The following is a 21,159-nucleotide window of genomic DNA, read 5'->3' as shown; positions in this document are numbered from 1 at the left end:
ATTTTGTTATTCTTAAACTATTATCAAAAAGGGAGAGAATACTAATGCGGACAATAGAGACCCAACCTCTGGCAACTTCCTTAATTCAGTCATTGCGAAACATAGGTTATAGACCACAAACTGCTATTGCAGACCTTATAGATAATAGCTTAGATGCAGGGGCAACGGAGGTTTATTTAAATTTTGAATATAATGAGGGTAATGGAATTATTTCTATTTGCGATAATGGATGTGGAATGGATGAAGCGTCTTTACAAAATGCTATGACCATTGGTTCAAAGGACCCTCGTCTAGCTCGTAAAGAAAACGAGCTAGGGCGTTATGGAATGGGGTTAAAAACAGCTTCTTTCTCTTTAGGGAAAATGCTAAGTGTTTTAACAATGAAGAATGGAGAAATCTCGCAACGATCTTGGAATTTGGATCATGTTAGTGAAGTAAATGCATGGGAATTACATCTGCAAGTTCCAGAGGAGCTGAAGGGCTTTCAACAGCAATTAAAAGGGGAATCGGGGACAATTGTTATAATCAATGAGTTAGACCGGTTTTGTAGATTTGGAGAAGAAAAGGTTATTAAACTAACAAGTTTTAATAGTAAGGTGCGTAAAATACAACGATATTTAGAGATGGTTTACCATGTTTTACTTGAAAATGGACTTGTAATTACAATTAATGACCGAAAACTGATTCCATGGAATCCTTTTTTAGAAGGTAATGAAAGACGTTACGAGGGAGAATCTCAAATAATTAGATATAACGGTAAGCGCATTCGTGTGACGCCTTTTGTTCTGCCACATCCATCTACTTTTAACAAACAAGATTATGAAGAAGCTGCCGGCACAAAGGGCTGGCGAGATCAACAGGGTTTCTACATTTATCGTGAACAACGCTTAGTAAACTTTGGCGAGTGGTTTAACCTGTTTCCTAAAGATGTAGCGTCACAATTGGTACGAATTAAAGTGGAATTTGGAAATGACTCAGATATTGATTGGAAAATTGATATTAAAAAGTCTTTTGTAGCTGTTCCAGATGAAATCAAGGATAAGCTCCGTGAAATTGCAAAACATTATAGACAAATTTCACAAAATATGATGATTCAAAGAGGTAGTATCGGTAAACAGGAAGCGAAAATTAAGGGCTCTTTAAATACATGGGAAATTCGAGATACAGAGCGTGGAAGTAGTTATATATTAAATCGTACACATCCAATGTTAGAAAAGTTACTAAATGATCTAGATACATCAACACGTAAACTATTAAATAGTTACTTGAAATTTGTAGAAATAGGATCTCCAAATAATCTTCTAGATACATCTCAGATGGTTAAAAATGATGGTAAAGATATTGATGATACACTCAAAAAGCTTATCATTTCTTATGGCGAAATGGCAAAGGAATCTCCGAATCCGCCGGTCATAGACCGATTAGCAGAAGTTATTTCAATGACTACAGGTTTTGAGGCTGCTAGTGTAAAATCTATTAAGAATATTCTTTTAAAGGGCGTGAGTTATTAATGGATCAAGAGAAAATCGATAAATTACTAGGAACTTTTGATGGTTTTATGGGATTATTTAAAACGCTTACTGATAGTATAGAAGATGCATTTGAAAAAGCAATTGATAATACTAAACCTGAAGAAAAGTTATCTATTGAAGAATTGGAAAGGTTTAGTGCTATCGTTCATCAGCGTTATAAAATTGCAATACCAGTTTCGGAAAATGAGGTTATTAAAAAAGCTGGATTAGAACCATGGTTCAACGTTGAGAACCCTCCTATGTATACTTATTACTGGAATCGCTATAAACAATATTTACTAAATCATAAAAAATGGGAATACGATACAGTCACATCAATTGATACATCTACTGATGAAATTTTAAGTCTTATTGGTGATCCTAATAAAGTCCAACCCTTTGATGTGCGGGGACTTGTATTAGGTTATGTTCAATCAGGAAAAACAGCCAATTTTACTGGTTTAATTAATAAGGCTTATGATGTCGGCTATAAAGTAGTGATTGTATTAGCTGGAATGAATAACGATTTACGTGCACAAACACAGGTACGTTTAGAAGAAGAAGTTGTGGGGATTTTGGATCCAGATACAAAACAAAAAGTAGGCGTTGCAAATGTTCAGTCGGGTGGAATTCAAGTTGAGACTTGGACGACAGCTACAAATGATATTTCATTAAAAAATGCTATTGGTGTGAGAAATCTCGATAAGCCGATTTTAATTGTAACTAAGAAAAATGGTGATGTTTTAGAGGCATTAGTTGAACAGTTAAAGGCAAGTGTTGAACTTGGACAAACTGATGTACCTGTTCTTGTTATTGATGATGAAGCTGACCAAGCGAGTGTTGATACAGCAAATCCTAAAAAAAGTAAAAAACCAAAAACAATCAACCGTTTAATTCGTGATTTATTAAATGTCTTTAATAGAAAGTCTTATGTTGCTTATACAGCAACGCCATTTGCGAACCTATTAATCGATTCATCTGCAAACCATGAAGAATTTGGAACGGACTTATATCCAAAAGATTTTATTGTAGCTTTACCTAAACCACCTACTTACTGCGGTCCTGAAGAATATTTTAATACGACAGGATTTGAGGAAGATAATAAGGCACCATTAGTACGTAAAATTCGTGATGATGAGGCTAGTTTATTTGATGAAATTAACAAATCAGATAAGACAGATTTATTTGTAAAAGTCCCTGATACTATGAGGGAAGCGATTTTAGCGTTCTTGCTTTCGACATCTATTCGTAATCTAAGAAAACATGAAGGACAACATAATTCAATGTTAATTCATGTTTCTCGTTATACAGGTATTCAATCGAATATGCAAAAAGTAGTTCAGTCCTTCTACACCGAGATGGAAGAAGATATTACGATAAATAAAGAAAGCAAGTATATAGAACAATTGAAGAAATTGTATTTAGAAGATTACCTAAAGACCCAGGAAACTTATGCTGGAATTAAAGAGGAAAAAATTGAATTATTTGCATGGGACGTAGTATTAAATGAATTGAAGAGCGTAACTGGTAAAGTGCAAATTATGGAAATTAATGGGAAGAGTGAACATGCTTTAGAATATAACAAATACAAGAAGAGTGGATTAAATGTTATTGCTATTGGAGGGGATAAATTATCTCGTGGTTTAACATTAGAGGGATTAACAGTTTCATACTATTATCGCTCAACTTCTATGTATGATACTTTGATGCAAATGGGACGATGGTTCGGATATAGAGGTGGATACATGGATTTATGCCGTATTTATACAACAGATACAATCGCATCGTATTTTGATCATTTAGCTGAGGTTATGATCGAGCTTCGAGAAGAATTTTCTAAGTTAGCTAAGATGAAAGTAACTCCAGAACAGTATGCTGTTAGTATGTTATCACATCCTATTATGACCATTACAAGCCCAAGTAAGAGACGTACTTTAGAAAGTGCTGCTTATTATAATGGTTCAATTCAGCAAACGCGTTCATTCGAATTAAATGAAGCATTTTACCAAGATAATATGCAAGCAACTAAGAACTTTCTAGCAACAATAGGCGGTCAATTTGAACGTAAGGAAGGTTCAACTGTTCATCATGTTGTTTATAATGTTGCAAGTAAGCATGTAGTAGATTACTTAAGTACCTATCGAACAGCATTTAATGCACGTGTTGTTGATAGTAAGAAGCTAGCTAGTCATATTAAAACGATAAATAAAAAAGGTGATTTTGAGAAGTTTAATGTTGTAGTAATAGACTTTACAAAAAGCACAATCAATAATAAAAAAAATATCGAAAAAGGGATTGGAAAATATCCAGTAGATTTAGGCCCTATTCAGATTGAAGGTGCTGCTATTCGTGGTACAGGTGTAGGTGCTAAAGTTTCAGATGTGGTTGATATTGGAGCAATTGTATCAGCAAACCAATCTGTCATTGATTTAGATAAAGTAGAAGGGATTGATCATAAGATCCTACGAAATCAGTCAAATCCATTATTAATTATTTACCCATTACATCCAGATGTACCAGTATTTAAAGATTTAGATGTGGCATTCAATGAACATTTAGTGCCTATTGGTATTGCATTAGCTTTTCCTCAATTAACAGAAGACCGGACAAATCAAGGGCATATAAAAAGATATGTTCAAAATAAAACGGTAGGTGCTAAATTATGATTAACATTAATGAGGCTTTCAATAATTTACTTGAGAGTATGGAGAGTGGCGATAATCATCAACTACATCAGAGTCAGATTATTAGTCACAATGATCCATATATTCTAATTGGAATTAATGTACAGACTTCTGAAAAACAGTTGTTCATTGATGTAACACAAGAAACATGGCGAGACAAAGATGTAGACGCTTTTCCTAAATGGAAAGGTCTGAGCATCGAAGTGAAATACTTTGAACAATTAGGCTTTTTCTCAAAAAAAAGATTCCTAGTTATTTCTCAAAAAGTAGAAAGTAGTGAAGAAATTTTCGAAGCTGTACTTCAAAATCTCGTGGAAAATATGGAAACTAATGAAGGCACAAGTTTATTTAACCTAATTTATAGGGTTTTAGATCGTTGGAACCAATTTTTCACGAAAGATAGGAAAGCTAAATTAAACCGTGAACAACAAATTGGCTTATTCGGGGAGTTATCGTATATTCATGAAGCGATTAATAGATATCCATTAGCAGCTAGCGGAATTGTTGATTCTTGGAAAGGTCCGATGGGAAATCGTGTAGATTTCTCGTTGGGTTCTTATGGTATTGAGGTTAAAACAATATCTTTGAAATTACGAAGTCAAGAAGTGCATATTTCTAATGAAAAGCAATTAGAGTTGAATGAATTAATTAAGACTATCTATTTATATGTTATTGAAATAGAAGAAAATGATGTAAATGGATCAACACTAAATGATATAATTGAAGAAATTAGACAAGTATTATGTGAACTAGATAGCGCTAGTTTAGCGAATTTTAATAATAAGTTAATAGAATTGGGTATTGTAGAAACTATCTATGATGATAAGTACTTTGTCAAAACTGATGAGGCAGTCTATTCGGTCAAAGAAAATTTTCCATGTATAACGTCAAATATGTTACCGGCGGGTGTGACGAATGTTTCTTATACATTGAATTTAAGTTTATGCAAACCCTTTAAAGTTAGTAGTACTGAATTATATAGTGTAAATAAAGAGGGTTGATTAGATGCAGGAGCGTAAACAAAAATTAGGATTTTATAACGAATTTATTGATAAAATAGAGAGCAAAGATTTAGAAATGGGTGGCCGTGAAGTACCGTTTATGCAGGAAATATTTCATTTTATGGAATTAGCGGATGAACCCAATATAGTACAATGTCGTAAAAGTGAACAGAGAATTAAGGTTAATGCTTATGCATTCAGCGACGATTATACAGAGTTAAATTTATACTTAGCAGAATATGACATTGATCATGATTACCATGTATTACCGGAAATTAATAAGACTAGTGTAGAAGAATTATCTAAGCAAGCAAAGCGATTTTTTACAAACGCTCAATTTATTTTAGAAAACTCAGATAGATCCTTAGAGTATTACGATCTGGCAAAGACTATTTTGGAAAAGAAAAAAGAAATAGACGAAGTAAATATATTTGTGATTACTAATACATTTTACTTATCTAACAAACCTATTGAGATGAAGATTCCAGGGGTTGAAACTGTAAACGTCCATGTATGGGATATGGATCGTATTTATCGATTATCAGAGGCTGAACAAGGCATTCGTGATTTTGATATTAACTTTACAGAGGTATATGATGGCACTATTCAAATGCTCAAAGTACCGTCAGGTGAGGAATTAAATGAGAACTATGTATTGGAATGTTATTTAGGTTATATTCCTGCTCAATTATTAGCGCAACTTTATGATGAGTGGGGACCGAAGTTGGTTGAACGTAATGTACGTTCATTTTTACAAGCTCGTGGAGGAACTAATAAGGGTATTCGTGATACATTGAAAAATCCTACACAACGAGGTATTTTTGTTGCCTACAACAATGGGATTTCTAGTGTTGCGAAAGATGGCATTATTGAAAAAATTGGTGACTCTAATCTATATGAAATTAAGAATCTAACAAGTTGGCAAATTGTTAATGGTGGTCAAACAACGGCATCTATTCATCAAGCTTATAAAAATGGTGAAGACTTATCGGAAGTATATGTACAAGCCAAATTGACGATTATCAAAGTTGATGCTGAAGAAGAACAGGATAAATATGCATTAGAGGATGATTTAGTCTCTAAAATCTCTGAATATGCTAATACACAAAATAAAATTAACAAGTCAGATTTATTGGCGAATACTCGCTTTATGGCAGATATTGAAAAATTTTCTCGTAGTACTTGGGTACCAGCTCAAGATAATCGTAAATCAGAAGAGAAATGGTATTTCGAACGAGCTCGTGGACAATATATGGTCGATATTGGACGTCGTAAAAAAGGGAAAGAACAAAATGACTTTAAGAAAATGTACCCTCAAGAGAAAGTTTTAACTAAAGTTGAATTGGCAAAATATTTTATGTCTTGGGAAGGTTATCCACATATTTCAAGTAAGGGGGGAGAAGAAGCTTTTAAACGCTTTATGGCTTTAAATAGTACTTATTGGAAATACGATCTTGATAGTGATGGTATGTCTCTTATTAAAAGTATTGATCAAGACTACTATAAATTATTAATTGCGCGTTGTATTGTAAATAATTATGTTGCTGAGATTGTTGGGAAATTAGGCTTAAAAGGATATCGCGCAAATGTTGTTTATTATTCAGTCGCAATGTTTAATTTTCTATATGGGAAACAACTCAATTTGAAAGATGTCTGGATAAAGCAGCAAGGTCTAGGAGAGTGGGAAGAACCTATTAATATCATTGCTAATCGTTCTATTAAGTATTTAAGAGAATCAGCTGGAGATCGTAATGTCACGCAATGGGCAAAATCCGAAGAATGTTGGGAAGGATTTAAAAAAGAATGCGCCAATGTGTTGAGTGATTTAGTTTAAAGGCAAATTTACCACTTATTATAAAATCTTAATAAAAACATAAGGCGGTTATATCTATTGAATCTAAGTTAGATGTAACTGCCTTAATGATTTATTATTGTCTTTAACAGAAAGTATTATTAATTTTCAATGACTATTTCACAGTCTAAAGATTCTAGGTAATCCATTTGTAATTCACTACCTACCGCATGACAATAGTTAGCGACTGCAACAATGAGTGAACTACCACTTTCATCATAAATCACATCATCCGTGCCCAATGTTTTAATTATAATTAAGTCTGAATCTGCATGGTATTCATTTGAATCTTCATCCCAAAAACATAATAATCCACCATAAACATCAATATTCAGTTCGGGAACTCTTACAAATACAGCTTCAATTAAGATTTGCATGTTGTTGTCTTCTTGTAGTATCTTAGTATCTCTTTCATCAATATTCCATAGATGGTCTTCACAATTAGCTAAAGTTAAGACTGTGGCGAAATTTAAAAAATATAGTCCTTCATGAATTTTAGTCAATTTTACAGAATCTCTACCATATCTCATCAAATCTCTAGTTTCAACGAAGGCCCCTGATGCTACACCTATTCTTTGTCTAATATAGGCTCCTAAAATACTATTATTATCGTAAGTTTCAATAGCTTTTCTTTCTTCTTGTGCAACTTTACATATAAACATTTCACCATCATCAGTTAAAACAATCAATTTTTCACGTCTTTCAGGTAGAAAATGTGGATTTTCACGATGTACTTGTTTAGAAATAGATAGATAGGCTTCGTTCCCAGTACGTGTAGGTTGTCTTAAGCCATTTTGACCATTATGGCCCCAGTTTATTCCAGATTTTGGTGGAGTTTCACCACCCCTGATTGTTAAAGGAATATTAATGGATTCATAATATCCCTCTAGTTCTCCACCCTCAGTGAGACTAAAAATATCTAATTGTTCACCTTCATATGAAACCAATAATTCAATTTCTCTGTCGTGGTGAATTTTAACTTCATCGGAAACGTTTTCACTTTTACAATTGATCAGATTTAAATGATTAAAGATCTGCTCTACATTTCCGTCGTGTTCTACCAGGATTTCACTTCGGTGGTAGAAACCATTCAATGTAAAAGTAGCAGAACCAACAAATATTTTTTTTTCTAACCCTAAAAGCAATGGATCTTCCCAATAAAATACGTTACTATGTTGCCCGGGTTTAGCGATATGATAATGTATTTCTAACCGATCCTCATATCTTCCTACTAAATGTTGGAATGCTAGATGTGTAAACTCTGAAATGCCATCTTGGGAAACCATTCCAACACAAATTTTTAAATTTAACTCAGTTAATTCATCTAATATTTTTGTAACTAGTATAGGACTTACACTTCCAGATAAAATATTAAGAACTCTATATCCGGAATTGTATATGTCTTTAATAATATGTTGTTCCAAATCATGGGTAATAAACATCAGAATTCCACCTCTACATTCATTTTACAATTAAATACAATACATAATATACAGAAAAGTATTTATTTTATAAAGACATTATTTCTATGGTAGTCTATATAATCTTTCATTTGTTCTGTTAAATTTAATTTCATTTGTGAATGAACATTGAAAAACTGTATTTGAATTTCGGAAAGCTTTGGAGAGGCTAACAGGTTGCCTTTACCTGTAAAACTGATGAAACCCTTATCGAATAAATAATCATGATTTGGACATAACAAAAGTCCATTATGTATATCTAATCGCTCTTGGTTATTACTGACTACCCAAGGTTTAATATGACTTGCTCGTGTGTGAATAGACTCCACACCACATAATGCACAGTAATTATATTTATTAAGAAGTAATTTACGGAATTTTTCCTGACCCTTACGTTGTTTGGTTTCTTTAACAATTTCGGTAATTAAATCATTATCTAGTCCATCATTTTCAAAAAAAATTTTCAGATCATTGGGTATTGTATTATACAGAGTAGAAGTATTGTTAGTTAAAGAATATGGTTTTACGATGAAAATACCGTTGCTATCTTCTTCTACTATCATACCTAAGCCGAGAATTACGTTAATGCCCTTATCAACTTTGTGCATTATGCCAATCGGAGTCTGATTTTCTAAGTTGTAGCGCGCAGCCGCAATATCACTTTTTTTACGGTTATCTTTAGGGCCACTAGGTGGTCTCATTTCAATCGTTTCAAATTCATAGAGTGATTTATCTTTCCAAATTATCTGTTGGCCATAATTTTCGTCTGATTCTGTTGCCTGATAAGAGATTAAGAAAGGCATACCAGCTGGTTTATAGAAACCCCGGATCAAATCATGTAGAATGTGATCTTCTTCTACGAATTGATCAGCTGGTACACGTTGTTCTTTATTAACGCCCTTGATAGGGAGTTTTCCAACTAACGTTTGGCCTTTTAAAGCTTCAAACTTACGTAAAATGCCTTGATGAACACGTTCATTCAACATTCTCATGTCTCCTTTATGAATTAGATATTATTGAAAGTTAACTGTTGTTCTTCAGCATTAATATCATTCTTTGCAACTTTTTTAGCTTTCTCTTTTTGAAGGAATTCTAGTTGAAGTTTCTTTGTTGGTTCAACAAATTCATAAGGAATCTTCGCAAATGATTTTAAAATTGCTTCAAAGACAATTTGTGCACCAGCAGGTGGGACAGCCATTCCAATTTGTTTACGTATAGCTTCTTTACTTCCTATGAATTCAAAATTATCCGGGAATGTTTGTAAACGTGCACGCTCACGATTTGTTAAAGCACGTGTTTCTTCCCAGTGATAAATGTGTGTACCACCACCACCACTACCAGTTACTGTATACGCCGGTCGTGTTGGATCTAAACGTTTATAAATGGAACTCAAACGTGCACCTTTTACATTTAGTTGCAGTTCTTCAGGGATGCCGATATACCAAGCATTTTCACCAGGTGGGATATAACTCAGCATTTTTTGTACTCTTTCCGTATGACGTGGCATTTCATTATTTAGTGCATCTGCTGGAATCGGTGGATTTTCTATTGCTTCTTTACTTGTTTTATAATCTGCTGAATTTGGTGTTATTGGTGCAGGAACTTTAAATTCAACGCCCGCATCGGCTAAGTCTTTTCGAATTCCTACGATAATGATGCGGTGACGAGCTTGTGGTACACCATATTCTTCAAATTTATATAAGTGGGGTGTTACCACGTATTCTACTTCACCAGGAGCCTCTAATTCACTTAAGATTTTTATGAAGGCACGTCCTTCATTTGCACTTTGTAAGCCCCCAACATTTTCTGCAACAAAGAATTTTGGTTTATATTCATTTAATACTTTTACGCCGTAGCTATATAGAGGACCAAATGATCCACCTAATCCCTTTTTTTCACCTACTTGGCTATAATCATTACATGGAAAGCCAAATGCAAAACAATCGATATCTTTTAACACTGATCGATCGCCAATTGGCAACTTTTCAACTGGTCCCCAAATTACACTTGGATCATTTTCATTTCCACAAATGTTTAATCCAAATGTTTTACAGGCATTTTGATCAAAATCATTTGACCATGCATGTTCTATTCGATATTCTTCATTTGTTTCTGGGTGTATAACGACTGTTTTCTTAGCAGCAAGACTAAGACCACCTGGGCCGTTAAATAATTCGCCTTTTTGAAAAATCAATTTTCTCATCTCCTACTTTAAGACCTAGTCCATAAAACGAACAAAAGTTCTTGCATATATATATGCTATAATATATATATTACTACTTTTTTTAGTGGAAAGCTGCTAAATTGCTTTATTTTAATTAAATTCTACTAAAATTATGTTGAAGAGGTGTACAATGTTACAGGTTTATTTATTATATTTTGATACTAAAATAATGAAATTTCAAGCTGATGTTCTACAATTAGATAACAAAACGGAAGAGATATTAGATAATAATTTACAAAAGACGCTACAAGCAGAAGGCTATGATTTTTACGATTATAGCGATGAAATTGCTATTTTAATAGATGATAGAGGTTTTGATAGAGCGATGAATCCCGTGTTTGAAATTGTAAGTGAGTACGGGGGTAGCAGTCGTTTAGCTGGAAGATTATTGTTTGTCCGCAATATAGAAAATAATCATAGTGTGGATATTGGGAGTATTAAACATGAGGATATTTTCAATTTACGTATTAATTTGAATATAAAGCTAGTCGGGATGACAAAGTAAAAAGCAATAGTAACCTCTCCTAGTAAATGGCCGCCCATTGTGTAAATATCAGATAACAGCCGATTTTAGATGGCCAACGAGAAGATAACAAACCCCAAAAATCAGTATCTGCAAAATTTGCACATACTGCAGATGAAGGAAAACATATAATACAAATCTTATAATATTGATGCATAATTCATTGGATTAAAAAATTTAAAAACTTGTAGACCCGCTATATAATAAGATATTTCTTCTTTATAAATCCATTTAAGAAGCATTTTGGAGATGTTTCTTAACTGGATTTTATTACTTGAATGGTAATACCTAACAATGGATTTAGAAAGATAGCTATGACTAATAATTAAAGTACTAAATTGAAACTTTCATAGCGAATATAGCGAATATGCAGTTACCCAGTAAATACTAGATGCTTCCGAGGAAAGCTTTGTTAAGTCTTGAATAAGATTCGTCGTAATAAGCCGTAACTTATTCATCCTCCACCTCTATCAAATAAATCCCTTCTTCAAATCCACCGCATTTTTGTTTCTTATCAATTCGGATTTTCTCCAAATCCCCATAAGTTGCTTCATGAATAGGAAGTGCCGCATGAATTAATTCTAAAATGTCTGCTAGTTCCTCTAATGCATCTTGATGATTCATCGTTTCTTGGAATTCCTGTACTTCTTCATATAGTTTTTTCTTTATTTCCGTTAAATGTTCGGAAGGATCTAGTGTACGAGTAGTGAATTTATTGCCTGATTTTTCGATGACTTGTGGTATTAAATCGCGTACTAGTTTGTTGTAGACTGGCATTGAAAATCCCCCTTTTTCTTTTATTATAGAGAAAACTGGGATTATTTGAAAGGTTAGAACTAGTGGGGTATCCTTCTCTGCTTTCTCATTTTTTAAAAAATACGTGTGTAAAAATCTGAAAACAAAGAAAAAATATAGCGTATTTTGTATAATGGTAAGTAATAATCTAAAGGGGTGTTTTCATGCAAATACAACGTGGGCAGAAGGTTACATTAGAAAATACAACACAATTGGAATGTTTTGTACGATGGTCCACACCGAAAAAAGATATGGAGCTAGATATTTCTTCCTTTTTATTGCAAGCTGGTGATCGCTGCGAAAAGGATGAACATTTTATCTTTTACGGTCAACCACACAGTCCCGATAAATCAGTTAGCTATGCGAAAGGAACAATATTAGATGGCTCGATTACTATTCAGTTGAATACTGTTCCTGAAACAATTGAAAAAATAGCTATTGCCTTGACTATTCATGAAGGAGACGCGCAAAATTTACGTTTTCAAGAAGTAGAAAAGCTAGAGCTTCTTATAAGAGATGCTGCTACAGGCAATACTTTATATACTTATTCGTTTGGTGACGACTTGCAGCAGGAGACGGCCATAGTGGTAGGTGAGTTATATAGATATAAGGGGTATTGGAAATTTAGTGTGATTGGTAGTGGATTTAATGGAGGGCTGGAGGCATTATGCTTAAATTATGGTTTAGAGATTGAAAATAGCGAGAGTAGTATACAGAGTGATCCTACTCCACCTCCTATAGAAGCACCTAAAAAAGAAAAGCCAAACCTGGAGAAAATGAATATTAATCTGAAGAAAAAGGAATCCATATCGATAGCTAAGTCCAATAAAATTGTAGCCACTTTGGAGTGGGCGAATCGTAAAAAGGATTTAGATTTATATTGTTTTTATGTATTGAAAAATGGTGATACAGGAAAAGTGTATTACCGTTCAATGGGGAATGCGAACCAAAAGCCTTTTATTACGCTAGATGGTGATAGTAGGGGAGCAGGAAAAGAAACTATTGTCATACACGATCCCTCTAAATTGAAGTATGTATTGTTTGCGGCATATAGCGCAGTTAGCAATGGCATAGGTAGTTTCAAAAGTATGAAGGCGCAAGCTGTCGTTGATAACCAATTGGGTCAACGGATAACTAGCCCGTTATATGAGAAAAATCGTTTAGCTTACTGGGTAGCGATTGCCCATATTGACTTTACAGATGCCGATAATATTAATGTCAGTCACGTAGAGAGGTATTCAAAATCTGGTTCTGAACATTCTCCAGAGCTATACGCGGATGGCTTGTTTGAAATGGATTGTGGAGTAGTTGAGTTTAAATAATTTTTATATGCTGTATCCATTTGTGTGCGGAAGTTAGGATGATGGTGGAAAGTTGTGGGTAGGATATGCAGAGACTGTTCATATTAATGGGGATAACTTTATTCCTCCAAGGCTGTATGGCGATGAATATAGGAGAGGATGAGACGATGAACGAGCAATTATTCAAAGTAGTAGAAGGCAAAGAGGTTGATAGAGTTAGAGATTTACTTGATAAAGGAGTAGATATCAATGCACAGGATACACAGGGGAGAACAGCGATCATGATTGCTACTTACGCAAATGACGTGGAAATGGTCAAGGTATTAATCGCTGAAGGTGCAGATGTAGATATTCAGGATAATATGCTTAATAACCCTTTTCTTTATGCAGGAGCAGAAGGATATATGGAAATCTTAAAGCTAATGATTGCAGCTGGAGCAGATCCAACGATCACTAATCGATATGGTGGAGTTGCACTCATCCCTGCCTCAGAACATGGGTATGTAGAGGTAGTGAACGAGCTTATGACAAATACAAAGACTGACGTGAATCATGTTAATAATCTAGGGTGGACTGCTTTGCTCGAGGCTATCATTTTAAATGATGGATCTGAAAAACAGCAGCAAACGATTCGTTTATTAATCGAGCACGGAGCAGATGTAAATCTTGCAGATAAAGATGGGGTAACTCCGTTGGAACATGCTAGGGAAAAGGGATATAAAGAGATTGAAGAGATTTTGTTGGAAGCAGGGGCAAACTAATAAGCTAGGAATATTTTAAAGAGTATTATATATAATTTGGGACTCTCTAATAGCGCATGATAATATCATGGAATCAGAAAGATTCATAGAAAGAGGCTAAAACCTATGGAATGCAGAGTAGTTGGTATGTGGGGAGGGTTCCCTAAAAAGAATGGCCCTTGCTCAGGATATTTAATCCAGCACGAAGGAATTTCATTACTACTAGACTGTGGAAGTGGTGTCTTATCAGAGTTACAAAATTATATAGATTTAAATGATATAAATCATGTAGTTTTAACTCACTATCATTATGATCATTTCAGTGATATTGGATCGTATTTGTTTTCTAGGCTGGTAAATACACAGTTAGGTAGAGCCTCGGAAGAATTATGTGTTTATGGACCGGCAGACGATGGGATACAAAAGCAAGTGGAGGCTGTTGCTTATTCTCGTTTCACTTCATTTAATGAACAGAGTCAGTTTGACATCGGGCCATTCAGCTGTACATTTATGCGGAATATACATCCAGTAGAAACGTATAGCGTAAAAATTGTATGTGACAACAAAAGTATTGTGTTCACATCTGATACTAGCTTTACGCCAGATTTAATAGATTTTGCTTCTAATAGCGATCTTCTTATTACGGAATGTAGTTTGTATGAAGGAATGGACGGGGAAGGTTCGGGACATATGACTTCCAAGGATGCCGGAATACTTGCATACCAATCAAAAGCAAAAAGAGTGTTATTAACACATCTTCCACACTACGGTGATTTGAACGATTTAGTAGTTAGTGCGATAAACCAAGGAAATAAACATATTGAGTTAGCAGAGTCAGGAATGTTAATAGAAATATAAAATTGGTAGAATGAATGCTTGTTGAAAAGTATTCGTTCTACCAGTTTTTTTGAGCCTAAATAGGATTGCTTTTTTTATTTTGTGTCCTCACCATTTTAAGGCACACGATATAAATAGTTAGTAGAGGATATAAGATGATCGTAATTGAAAAGGTTAAGATGCTTGTGGCGGATAGAAGGGACACTGCGAGCAAGAGTTTGTCCTTATTGGTCTTCCACCGTGTTATTCCTTTAATGCCTAGAATCGTCATAGAAAGGCAGATACCCAAAACCGTGGGAAAAAGTAAGATGAAAAGTAAGCCCGCATAATGGAAAAATCCCCCTGGAAACAAAAGCGTGAATAGAACACTAGTATTCTCTATTTCTGGTTCTGGAAAAAGTTTGGAGAAGAGCGGTATAACTATTAATATAAAGTTGAATAAAAAGAATGCGAGTAGGGATTGGGATAGCATCATGTTCTCGCTAGTCTTTGCTCTTAATCCGTAGATGGTTATCGCTATAATTATAGTCAACGAGATGAGTAGCATGAGTATTAGGAACACATTCATAGTTTCACCAACTTTCTTATTAATTATCATATCGCAGTTTCTATTAGTCTATCAGATTTTGTCATCTGTCTCATTATCCTAGTGATAGTTAAGGCAATCTGATCCCTGTTGCTGTCTCTGTGTAGTGACAAAGGAGGGACAGGCAATAACTTGCGTATTTGTTGAATACAAAAAAGTTTCTGTATATAATGAACTTAGAATCATAAAATAAGAAAGACTGGATACGCTAATATCCAGTCCTACAACTGCTAACCGCAGAAAGAGCGGTTGGTCCTGGGTCAGAAAATAACCGTCAAACCTTTGCTGAGGGACGGTTATTTCTTTTTAGCAAAGAAAATAATCAATGTCACAACGATAGAAAAAGCTGCTAAAATTACAGCACTTAGCTGTATTAACAAACTGATTGCTTCGTATGTGGTCACTGGCATCACCTCCTTGAAAGGAAGTGACCAACCGCCCACTCTGCTATGCAATTGTGCCTTTATTATACCATTGAAACAGAATGAATATTCTATTTTAAAAGAGAAGATAGGTTTTAACTATTCCAGAAAAGAAACGGTTTTGTACTGTTTCTTTTCTGGATTTTCTTTGTTTAGAATCTCATGCTTAGTCTTGAACACTCACCGAAAATTAAGTCCACTTTCATAATTCCTCACTTTTAAGACAAGCTATGAAAAAGAGAAAGGTGATGGAATGGACAAAAATAATGGATTAGGTAGTTCGCGGCATGAATAAACCCTTCGTACCACAGCTTGTTTATTTTGAGCCTAACGCACTGGATTATCCGCTTGGAAAAGAACTAAAGGAAAAGTTCGAGAAAATGGGTATCGAAATCCGCTTTACTACTTCACACAATCAAATTCGAGATTTACCAGGTGAAACAGATGCTCAAAAATATCGCATCGCAAAATCTACCTTAGTCGTAGGTATTCGCAAAACGTTAAAATTTGATACATCTAAGCCTTCTGCTGAATATGCAATCCCACTTGCGACAGGATGTATGGGACATTGTCATTATTGTTATTTACAAACGACGATGGGCAGTAAACCATATATTCGAACTTACGTGAACGTGGAGGAGATTTTCGAAGCAACAGATCGTTATATTGAGGAACGTGCACCTGAGATTACTCGATTCGAAGCAGCATGTACTTCCGATATTGTGGGGATTGACCATTTGACACATTCATTAAAAAGGGCCATTGAACATATTGGTCAAACAGAACTAGGTAGGCTTCGTTTTGTAACGAAATTCCATTTTGTCGATCATTTATTGGATGCTAAACACAATGGAAATACGCGATTCCGATTTAGTATAAATGCCGACTATGTCATTAAAAATTTCGAGCCCGGCACTTCTCCTTTGGATAAAAGAATCGAGGCTGCAGGGAAAGTAGCAAGAGCAGGATACCCGCTTGGTTTTATCGTTGCTCCCATCTACCTTCATGATGGCTGGGAGGAAGGCTACCGTCACATGTTCGAACGACTAGACGAGGAATTGCCAAAAGATGCAAGAGATGATATTACCTTTGAATTCATCCAACATCGGTTCACAAAGCCCGCGAAAAAAGTCATTGAGAAAAACTATCCAAAGTCAAAATTAGAGTTGGATGAAGAAAAAAGACGCTATAAATGGGGCAAGTATGGAATTGGGAAATACATTTATCAAAAGGACGAAGAGGAGGATATAAAATCCCATCTTTACGGCTATATGGATAAATACTTTCCGAATGCAAAGTTAGAGTATTTTACATGAGCCATTAGAAAAAGCGTAAAGCTCCTGGAGTGAAGGGGCTTTACGCTTTTTACTTGGGTGGTCTTGCGATTAGTGTAGATGAACTTGCGATACCCAGGAAGTATCTTGTGATTCTCAGAGTCGAACATGCGATTTGAAGGATTTCATTTGCGATTCACCCAAAAACACGATGAGACTTGTGATTTGTGGTCCTGAGCTTGCGATTTCCGGGAAATGTATTGCGATTCTCGGAGTCGATCTTGCGATTAAATACTTCACACCATCGATTCATACATCTCCCTCAAAGCTTCATACCGCTCCTCATCAAAATCCTTCTGTCCACGAATAAATTTTTCTTTAAGATTGAAATAACATATTTCTAAATACTCCTTGTTATGATGAAGAACGAATGGATTCGTCACTTTTTCAAAAGGGCCATCTGCGAAGTATCGTTCCATTTTATCAACAGTGCGAATGTTAATTTCTCGGGCACGCATTTCCTGTAGGACTAGTTCAGTATAAGAAAATAAATCATCTTTCGGATAGTCATAAATATAATTTATCAAAATATGCCGATCTTCCTTTGCATAAATACTATTTAACTCGCGCCACTGTGCCAGCAGCTGGGACTTCGGCAAAACGCTTAGTAAACTCTGGTGCCATAAACGCAAATAAATCATCTCCAGTTCAATCAGTTATAATAATTTCACCTTTTTGTTCTTAATAACAGACAATCTTGATTTAAGTCAATGAATCACTTTAACTTTCCTATTACAATTAAGTCAAAATAGTAATAGGGGGTCTTTATTATTAGTACACAAAGGAACGTAAATTTGAGAACAGCTGCTATTATTTCGGGCATGGCACTTATCATTATGGCCATTGTGGCAGGCTTTTCTTACGGTTATGTCCACGATAGTCTTGTCGTGCCTGGCGATGTGAGCACAACCTATCATAATATCGCTTCATCCATAACGCTATTTAAAGTGGAAATAGTGGGGTGGATTATTATCTTAATCTTAGACGTAATAGTCACTTGGTCATTTTATATCTTCCTCAAGCCGATTAATCAGGAGTTAGCATTACTGGCTTCCTGGTTACGTCTCACGTATGCAGTTATATTAGGAATAGGAATATTAAACCTGCTCTTTGTATTACTGCTCTCCAATAATGTACCCGTAACCGATCAACTTCAAGAAAATATTACTTTCTATTTGAAAGCATTTGAAATGATTTGGGCTGTTGGATTAATTGTTTTTGGTTTGCATCTATTCATAGTGGGGTGGATTACTTTCCAGACAAATAGTATCCCTAAAATTATTTCTATTTTACTGGTAATAGCAGCAGTAGGATACCTTGGTATTCATGTATGCAAAACTTTACTTATCGATCAAAATATCATTACTACAATAGAATTTATTTTTAATATGCCTATGATAGCAGGGGAATTAGGTTTTGGATTGTGGCTACTATTTAAAGGTGGAAAAGTTATAAAAAAGTTTTGATTTCCTCTTACTTACTATCTATTTCCAAGCGTTTTTTTATTCTACTTAATGACTCTGGAGTTATTCCGAGATAGCTTGCCAGTTGATGTTGCGGGACACGATCAATTAGTTGAGGTCTTTTTATTAGTAATGTTTTAAAACGTTCTTCAGGAGTAGAGGCAATAAATGTAGCAAATTCATCTTGTACATTTGCAAAGTTTTCCTCAATCATCTTTCGTGTCATTACTTCCAACTGTGTATATTTGGTATACATGTTTTGTTCGATAGCTAAATCCCCAACGACGAGGATTGAATCCTCTAAACATAGGAAAGTGTAATCGGATGATTTGTCTAGTTTATGATTATTGAAAACTGCAATCGCCTGTTCTTCTGTGTAGAAGTTGGACGTAACTTCTTTTCCATTTTCATCTACAGAATACTGCCTTATACACCCACTTAATACAAAATAACATTTAGTAGGAACATCACCTTGTCTAAAAAGGATTGTTCCTTTTTTAAGTTCGTCGATCTTTATTTCATTAGCGATGGTCTGTTGCTGTTCTTCAGTAAGAGAAGTGAATTTAGACATGTACTTAAACAATATACTTTTCATTTTGCTCTCCTTTTATCCAAACGCTTTTATCCTATAATACTACAAATCATTTTGAAGGATTATGTTCCTATAAATTTATCCTGTCATCATGACTAATAGAATAACATCCGTGCAAACTAAGTATTAGTAGCTCTTGTAAGAAAGGATGTGTCCTATGGATTTTTTTCAGAGTCAGGAAACACTTACTTCGATTGAGTGGGTATTGCGAGCCATTGTTGCATTTATCTTTTTAGTTATTGTAGCTAAAGTGATGGGTCAACGCGCCATCTCCCAATTAAGACTTTTAGATTTTGTTATGGCTTTGGTCATCGGAAATATTATTGCACATCCATTATCTGATGAGAACCTTGGACTTAAAGGTTCTGTTATTACAACAATTGTATTGGTTTCCCTATATCTTTGTGGTATTTATCTGATCCTTAAATGGCCGTGGTTTAGAAGACTAGTGACACCTCCACCCATTAACCTTATAAAAGATGGAGAAATCATTTATCAGGGATTAAAAAAAGCAAGAATTTCTATTGATGTGTTATTGGAGGAGCTAAGAGAAGAAAAAGTAGAAGATGTAAAGAAAGTGGCATTAGCTATTTGGGAGGCGGATGGGAAAATTTCCGTATTCTTAGATCCAAAATATAATCCACTTACACCTGCAAATTATCAGTTAGTAACAGAGCCCTTTGATCTACCAAAGTTAATCATTAAGGATGGAAAATTGGAATTAAAGGAGTTAATGCAAATCAATAGGGACGAACAATGGGTAGCTTCAAACTTAAAAACACAATACCAGACCGAAATAAAAAATGTTCTGCTCGCTACAATTGATAAGAAAGAAAATTTGAAGGTTTTTCTTTATAAGTAATTGAAGGGATTCTTAGTTTCATTTTATAAAACAACGCCCAAAGACTTCTCTGGGGCGTTTGTTTATGCTGCAATCTATTTAATGCATTGTCTTTATAAGCTCAAATAGCTTTCGTATACTCTCTGGAAATGTACGGTCTTTCATAGTACTTAAGTATACATTTCGACTTAGAAAATCACTGTGTACTTGGCGTGATATTAAGCTCTCGGATAAATGGTGGTTAACATATTGTTGGGGCAGTAGAGCGATTCCGAGCCCTTCTTCTACCAAAACTTTAATCATCTCAAATCTTTCTATTTTATATTGAATATGTGGTGTGATATTTTCTTGTTCAAATGCTTTTAATATTTGTGCACTCGTTTGAAATTCAGGCATTCCAATTATGAGGGATTCTTCCGCAAAATCTACTAGCTTTATTTTCTCTTTTGTAGCAAAAGGATGATCTTTTTTAGTTAGCACGACGTACGGTTCGGTATACAATAATTCGCTTTTTATTTCCTGATCGACAATATGCTGGTTTGTAATAACACCATGTACATTTAAACCTAATAACGCTTGACGAACCGTTTGATTGTACAATGTATCGATTAACGTAATTTGGTTTTGTGGATATTGTTTTTGATAGGCAATGATTACTTGTGAAAACCAGTGATTCGCTGACTCAATCATGCCTAATCTAATTTCTAATTGCTCGCCTTTTGCTAACTCCTTTAACTCAGTATCCATTACTTCAAATTGAGCAAGTAAACTTTTTGAACGTTCATAGAATTGCTGGCCTAATTCCGTTAGTTGAAATTGTTTGGTTGTGCGCTCTATAAGTGGTGCATTTATTTCTAATTCTAAGGTTTTTATTGCATTGCTTAATGAAGGCTGGGATATATGTAGAGATTTTGCGGCTCTTGAAAAGCTTTGATATTTTACAGTGGCATTGAAGTAATACATCCTCCGTAAATCCATTTCGCACCTCATTTA

Annotated in this window: 19 protein-coding genes; 11 read left to right on the top strand and 8 right to left on the bottom strand. The window is 34.7% G+C overall.

Annotated features, from left to right (window positions below):
* Nucleotides 1–44: 44 nt before the first annotated feature.
* Genes MHI40_RS16640 through MHI40_RS16625 form a run of 4 tightly spaced genes read left to right on the top strand, consistent with a single transcriptional unit; the run spans nucleotide 45 to nucleotide 7,030 of the window.
* Nucleotides 45–1,511, top strand: a complete 1,467-nt coding sequence (locus MHI40_RS16640) for an ATP-binding protein (protein ID WP_340763594.1) — start codon at nucleotides 45–47, stop codon at nucleotides 1,509–1,511.
* On the top strand, nucleotides 1,511–4,177 hold the full coding sequence (locus MHI40_RS16635; protein WP_340763593.1) for a Z1 domain-containing protein: 2,667 nt from the start codon (nucleotides 1,511–1,513) through the stop codon (nucleotides 4,175–4,177). The genes MHI40_RS16640 and MHI40_RS16635 overlap by 1 nt, the downstream gene beginning before the upstream one ends.
* Nucleotides 4,174–5,196, top strand: a complete 1,023-nt coding sequence (locus MHI40_RS16630; protein ID WP_340763592.1) for a PD-(D/E)XK motif protein — start codon at nucleotides 4,174–4,176, stop codon at nucleotides 5,194–5,196. Before MHI40_RS16635 ends, MHI40_RS16630 begins: the two co-directional genes overlap by 4 nt.
* Nucleotides 5,197–5,200: 4 nt before the next feature.
* Nucleotides 5,201–7,030, top strand: a complete 1,830-nt coding sequence (locus MHI40_RS16625) for an AIPR family protein (protein ID WP_340763591.1) — start codon at nucleotides 5,201–5,203, stop codon at nucleotides 7,028–7,030.
* A 119-nt stretch (nucleotides 7,031–7,149) separates the two neighbouring features.
* Here the strand turns inward: MHI40_RS16625 and MHI40_RS16620 are convergent, their stop codons facing one another.
* The 3 genes from MHI40_RS16620 to MHI40_RS16610 all read right to left on the bottom strand — a co-directional run bounded on the left by MHI40_RS16620 (nucleotide 7,150) and on the right by MHI40_RS16610 (nucleotide 10,702).
* Entirely contained in the window at nucleotides 7,150–8,490 is a 1,341-nt protein-coding gene (locus MHI40_RS16620; protein WP_340763590.1) for a restriction endonuclease PLD domain-containing protein, read from the bottom strand.
* A 62-nt stretch (nucleotides 8,491–8,552) separates the two neighbouring features.
* Nucleotides 8,553–9,494: an HNH endonuclease gene (locus MHI40_RS16615; RefSeq protein ID WP_340763589.1), complete on the bottom strand. Its 942-nt coding sequence runs from the start codon at nucleotides 9,492–9,494 to the stop codon at nucleotides 8,553–8,555.
* Nucleotides 9,495–9,514: 20 nt separating this feature from the next.
* The gene (locus MHI40_RS16610; protein WP_340763588.1) at nucleotides 9,515–10,702 is read right to left on the bottom strand and encodes a DNA cytosine methyltransferase; all 1,188 of its coding nucleotides are present in this window, start codon (nucleotides 10,700–10,702) and stop codon (nucleotides 9,515–9,517) included.
* A 160-nt stretch (nucleotides 10,703–10,862) separates the two neighbouring features.
* Here MHI40_RS16610 and MHI40_RS16605 point away from each other — a divergent pair, with 160 nt between their 5' ends.
* Nucleotides 10,863–11,237, top strand: a complete 375-nt coding sequence (locus tag MHI40_RS16605) for a hypothetical protein (protein WP_340763587.1) — start codon at nucleotides 10,863–10,865, stop codon at nucleotides 11,235–11,237.
* A gap of 468 nt (nucleotides 11,238–11,705) precedes the next feature.
* Here the strand turns inward: MHI40_RS16605 and MHI40_RS16600 are convergent, their stop codons facing one another.
* Entirely contained in the window at nucleotides 11,706–12,032 is a 327-nt protein-coding gene (locus MHI40_RS16600; protein ID WP_340763586.1) for a nucleoside triphosphate pyrophosphohydrolase, read from the bottom strand.
* A 182-nt stretch (nucleotides 12,033–12,214) separates the two neighbouring features.
* On the opposite strand from MHI40_RS16600, the gene MHI40_RS16595 reads away from it, so the two are divergent.
* From MHI40_RS16595 to MHI40_RS16585, 3 genes are all read left to right on the top strand, one after another.
* Nucleotides 12,215–13,372, top strand: a complete 1,158-nt coding sequence (locus tag MHI40_RS16595; RefSeq protein WP_340763585.1) for a TerD family protein — start codon at nucleotides 12,215–12,217, stop codon at nucleotides 13,370–13,372.
* Nucleotides 13,373–13,518: 146 nt separating this feature from the next.
* Nucleotides 13,519–14,112 carry an ankyrin repeat domain-containing protein gene (locus MHI40_RS16590; protein WP_340764568.1) on the top strand — a complete coding sequence of 198 codons (594 nt, stop codon included), beginning with the start codon at nucleotides 13,519–13,521 and terminating at the stop codon, nucleotides 14,110–14,112.
* Nucleotides 14,113–14,217: 105 nt separating this feature from the next.
* Nucleotides 14,218–14,949 carry an MBL fold metallo-hydrolase gene (locus tag MHI40_RS16585; protein WP_340763584.1) on the top strand — a complete coding sequence of 244 codons (732 nt, stop codon included), beginning with the start codon at nucleotides 14,218–14,220 and terminating at the stop codon, nucleotides 14,947–14,949.
* 861 nt (nucleotides 14,950–15,810) lie between these two features.
* Here the strand turns inward: MHI40_RS16585 and MHI40_RS16580 are convergent.
* Complete coding sequence (locus MHI40_RS16580; protein ID WP_245762754.1) at nucleotides 15,811–15,918, bottom strand: putative holin-like toxin; 108 nt, start codon at nucleotides 15,916–15,918, stop codon at nucleotides 15,811–15,813.
* Nucleotides 15,919–16,223: 305 nt separating this feature from the next.
* On the opposite strand from MHI40_RS16580, the gene splB reads away from it, so the two are divergent.
* Nucleotides 16,224–17,252, top strand: a complete 1,029-nt coding sequence (gene splB / locus MHI40_RS16575; protein WP_340763583.1) for a spore photoproduct lyase — start codon at nucleotides 16,224–16,226, stop codon at nucleotides 17,250–17,252.
* 254 nt (nucleotides 17,253–17,506) lie between these two features.
* On the opposite strand, the gene MHI40_RS16570 is transcribed toward splB, so the two are convergent.
* Nucleotides 17,507–17,902, bottom strand: coding sequence for a pyrimidine dimer DNA glycosylase/endonuclease V (locus MHI40_RS16570; RefSeq protein ID WP_340763582.1), 396 nt, complete (start codon nucleotides 17,900–17,902; stop codon nucleotides 17,507–17,509).
* A gap of 189 nt (nucleotides 17,903–18,091) precedes the next feature.
* Between MHI40_RS16570 and MHI40_RS16565 the strand changes: the two genes are divergently transcribed.
* On the top strand, nucleotides 18,092–18,736 hold the full coding sequence (locus MHI40_RS16565) for a DUF4386 domain-containing protein (protein WP_340764566.1): 645 nt from the start codon (nucleotides 18,092–18,094) through the stop codon (nucleotides 18,734–18,736).
* A gap of 7 nt (nucleotides 18,737–18,743) precedes the next feature.
* Here MHI40_RS16565 and MHI40_RS16560 read toward each other — a convergent pair whose 3' ends face one another.
* Nucleotides 18,744–19,328 (bottom strand): Crp/Fnr family transcriptional regulator, encoded by a 585-nt coding sequence (locus tag MHI40_RS16560; protein ID WP_340763581.1) that lies wholly within the window; start codon nucleotides 19,326–19,328, stop codon nucleotides 18,744–18,746.
* 154 nt (nucleotides 19,329–19,482) lie between these two features.
* On the opposite strand from MHI40_RS16560, the gene MHI40_RS16555 reads away from it, so the two are divergent.
* Nucleotides 19,483–20,187, top strand: a complete 705-nt coding sequence (locus MHI40_RS16555) for a DUF421 domain-containing protein (RefSeq protein WP_340763580.1) — start codon at nucleotides 19,483–19,485, stop codon at nucleotides 20,185–20,187.
* A gap of 78 nt (nucleotides 20,188–20,265) precedes the next feature.
* On the opposite strand, the gene MHI40_RS16550 is transcribed toward MHI40_RS16555, so the two are convergent.
* Nucleotides 20,266–21,144 carry a LysR family transcriptional regulator gene (locus MHI40_RS16550; protein WP_340763579.1) on the bottom strand — a complete coding sequence of 293 codons (879 nt, stop codon included), beginning with the start codon at nucleotides 21,142–21,144 and terminating at the stop codon, nucleotides 20,266–20,268.
* Between the last annotated feature and the right edge of the window lie 15 nt (nucleotides 21,145–21,159).

The sequence above is a fragment of the Psychrobacillus sp. FSL H8-0510 genome (assembly GCF_038008345.1).
In the GTDB taxonomy this organism is placed as follows: domain Bacteria; phylum Bacillota; class Bacilli; order Bacillales_A; family Planococcaceae; genus Psychrobacillus; species Psychrobacillus psychrotolerans.
Note: the sequence above shows the minus strand (reverse complement) of the source record. Positions and strands in the feature narration are given on the sequence as shown.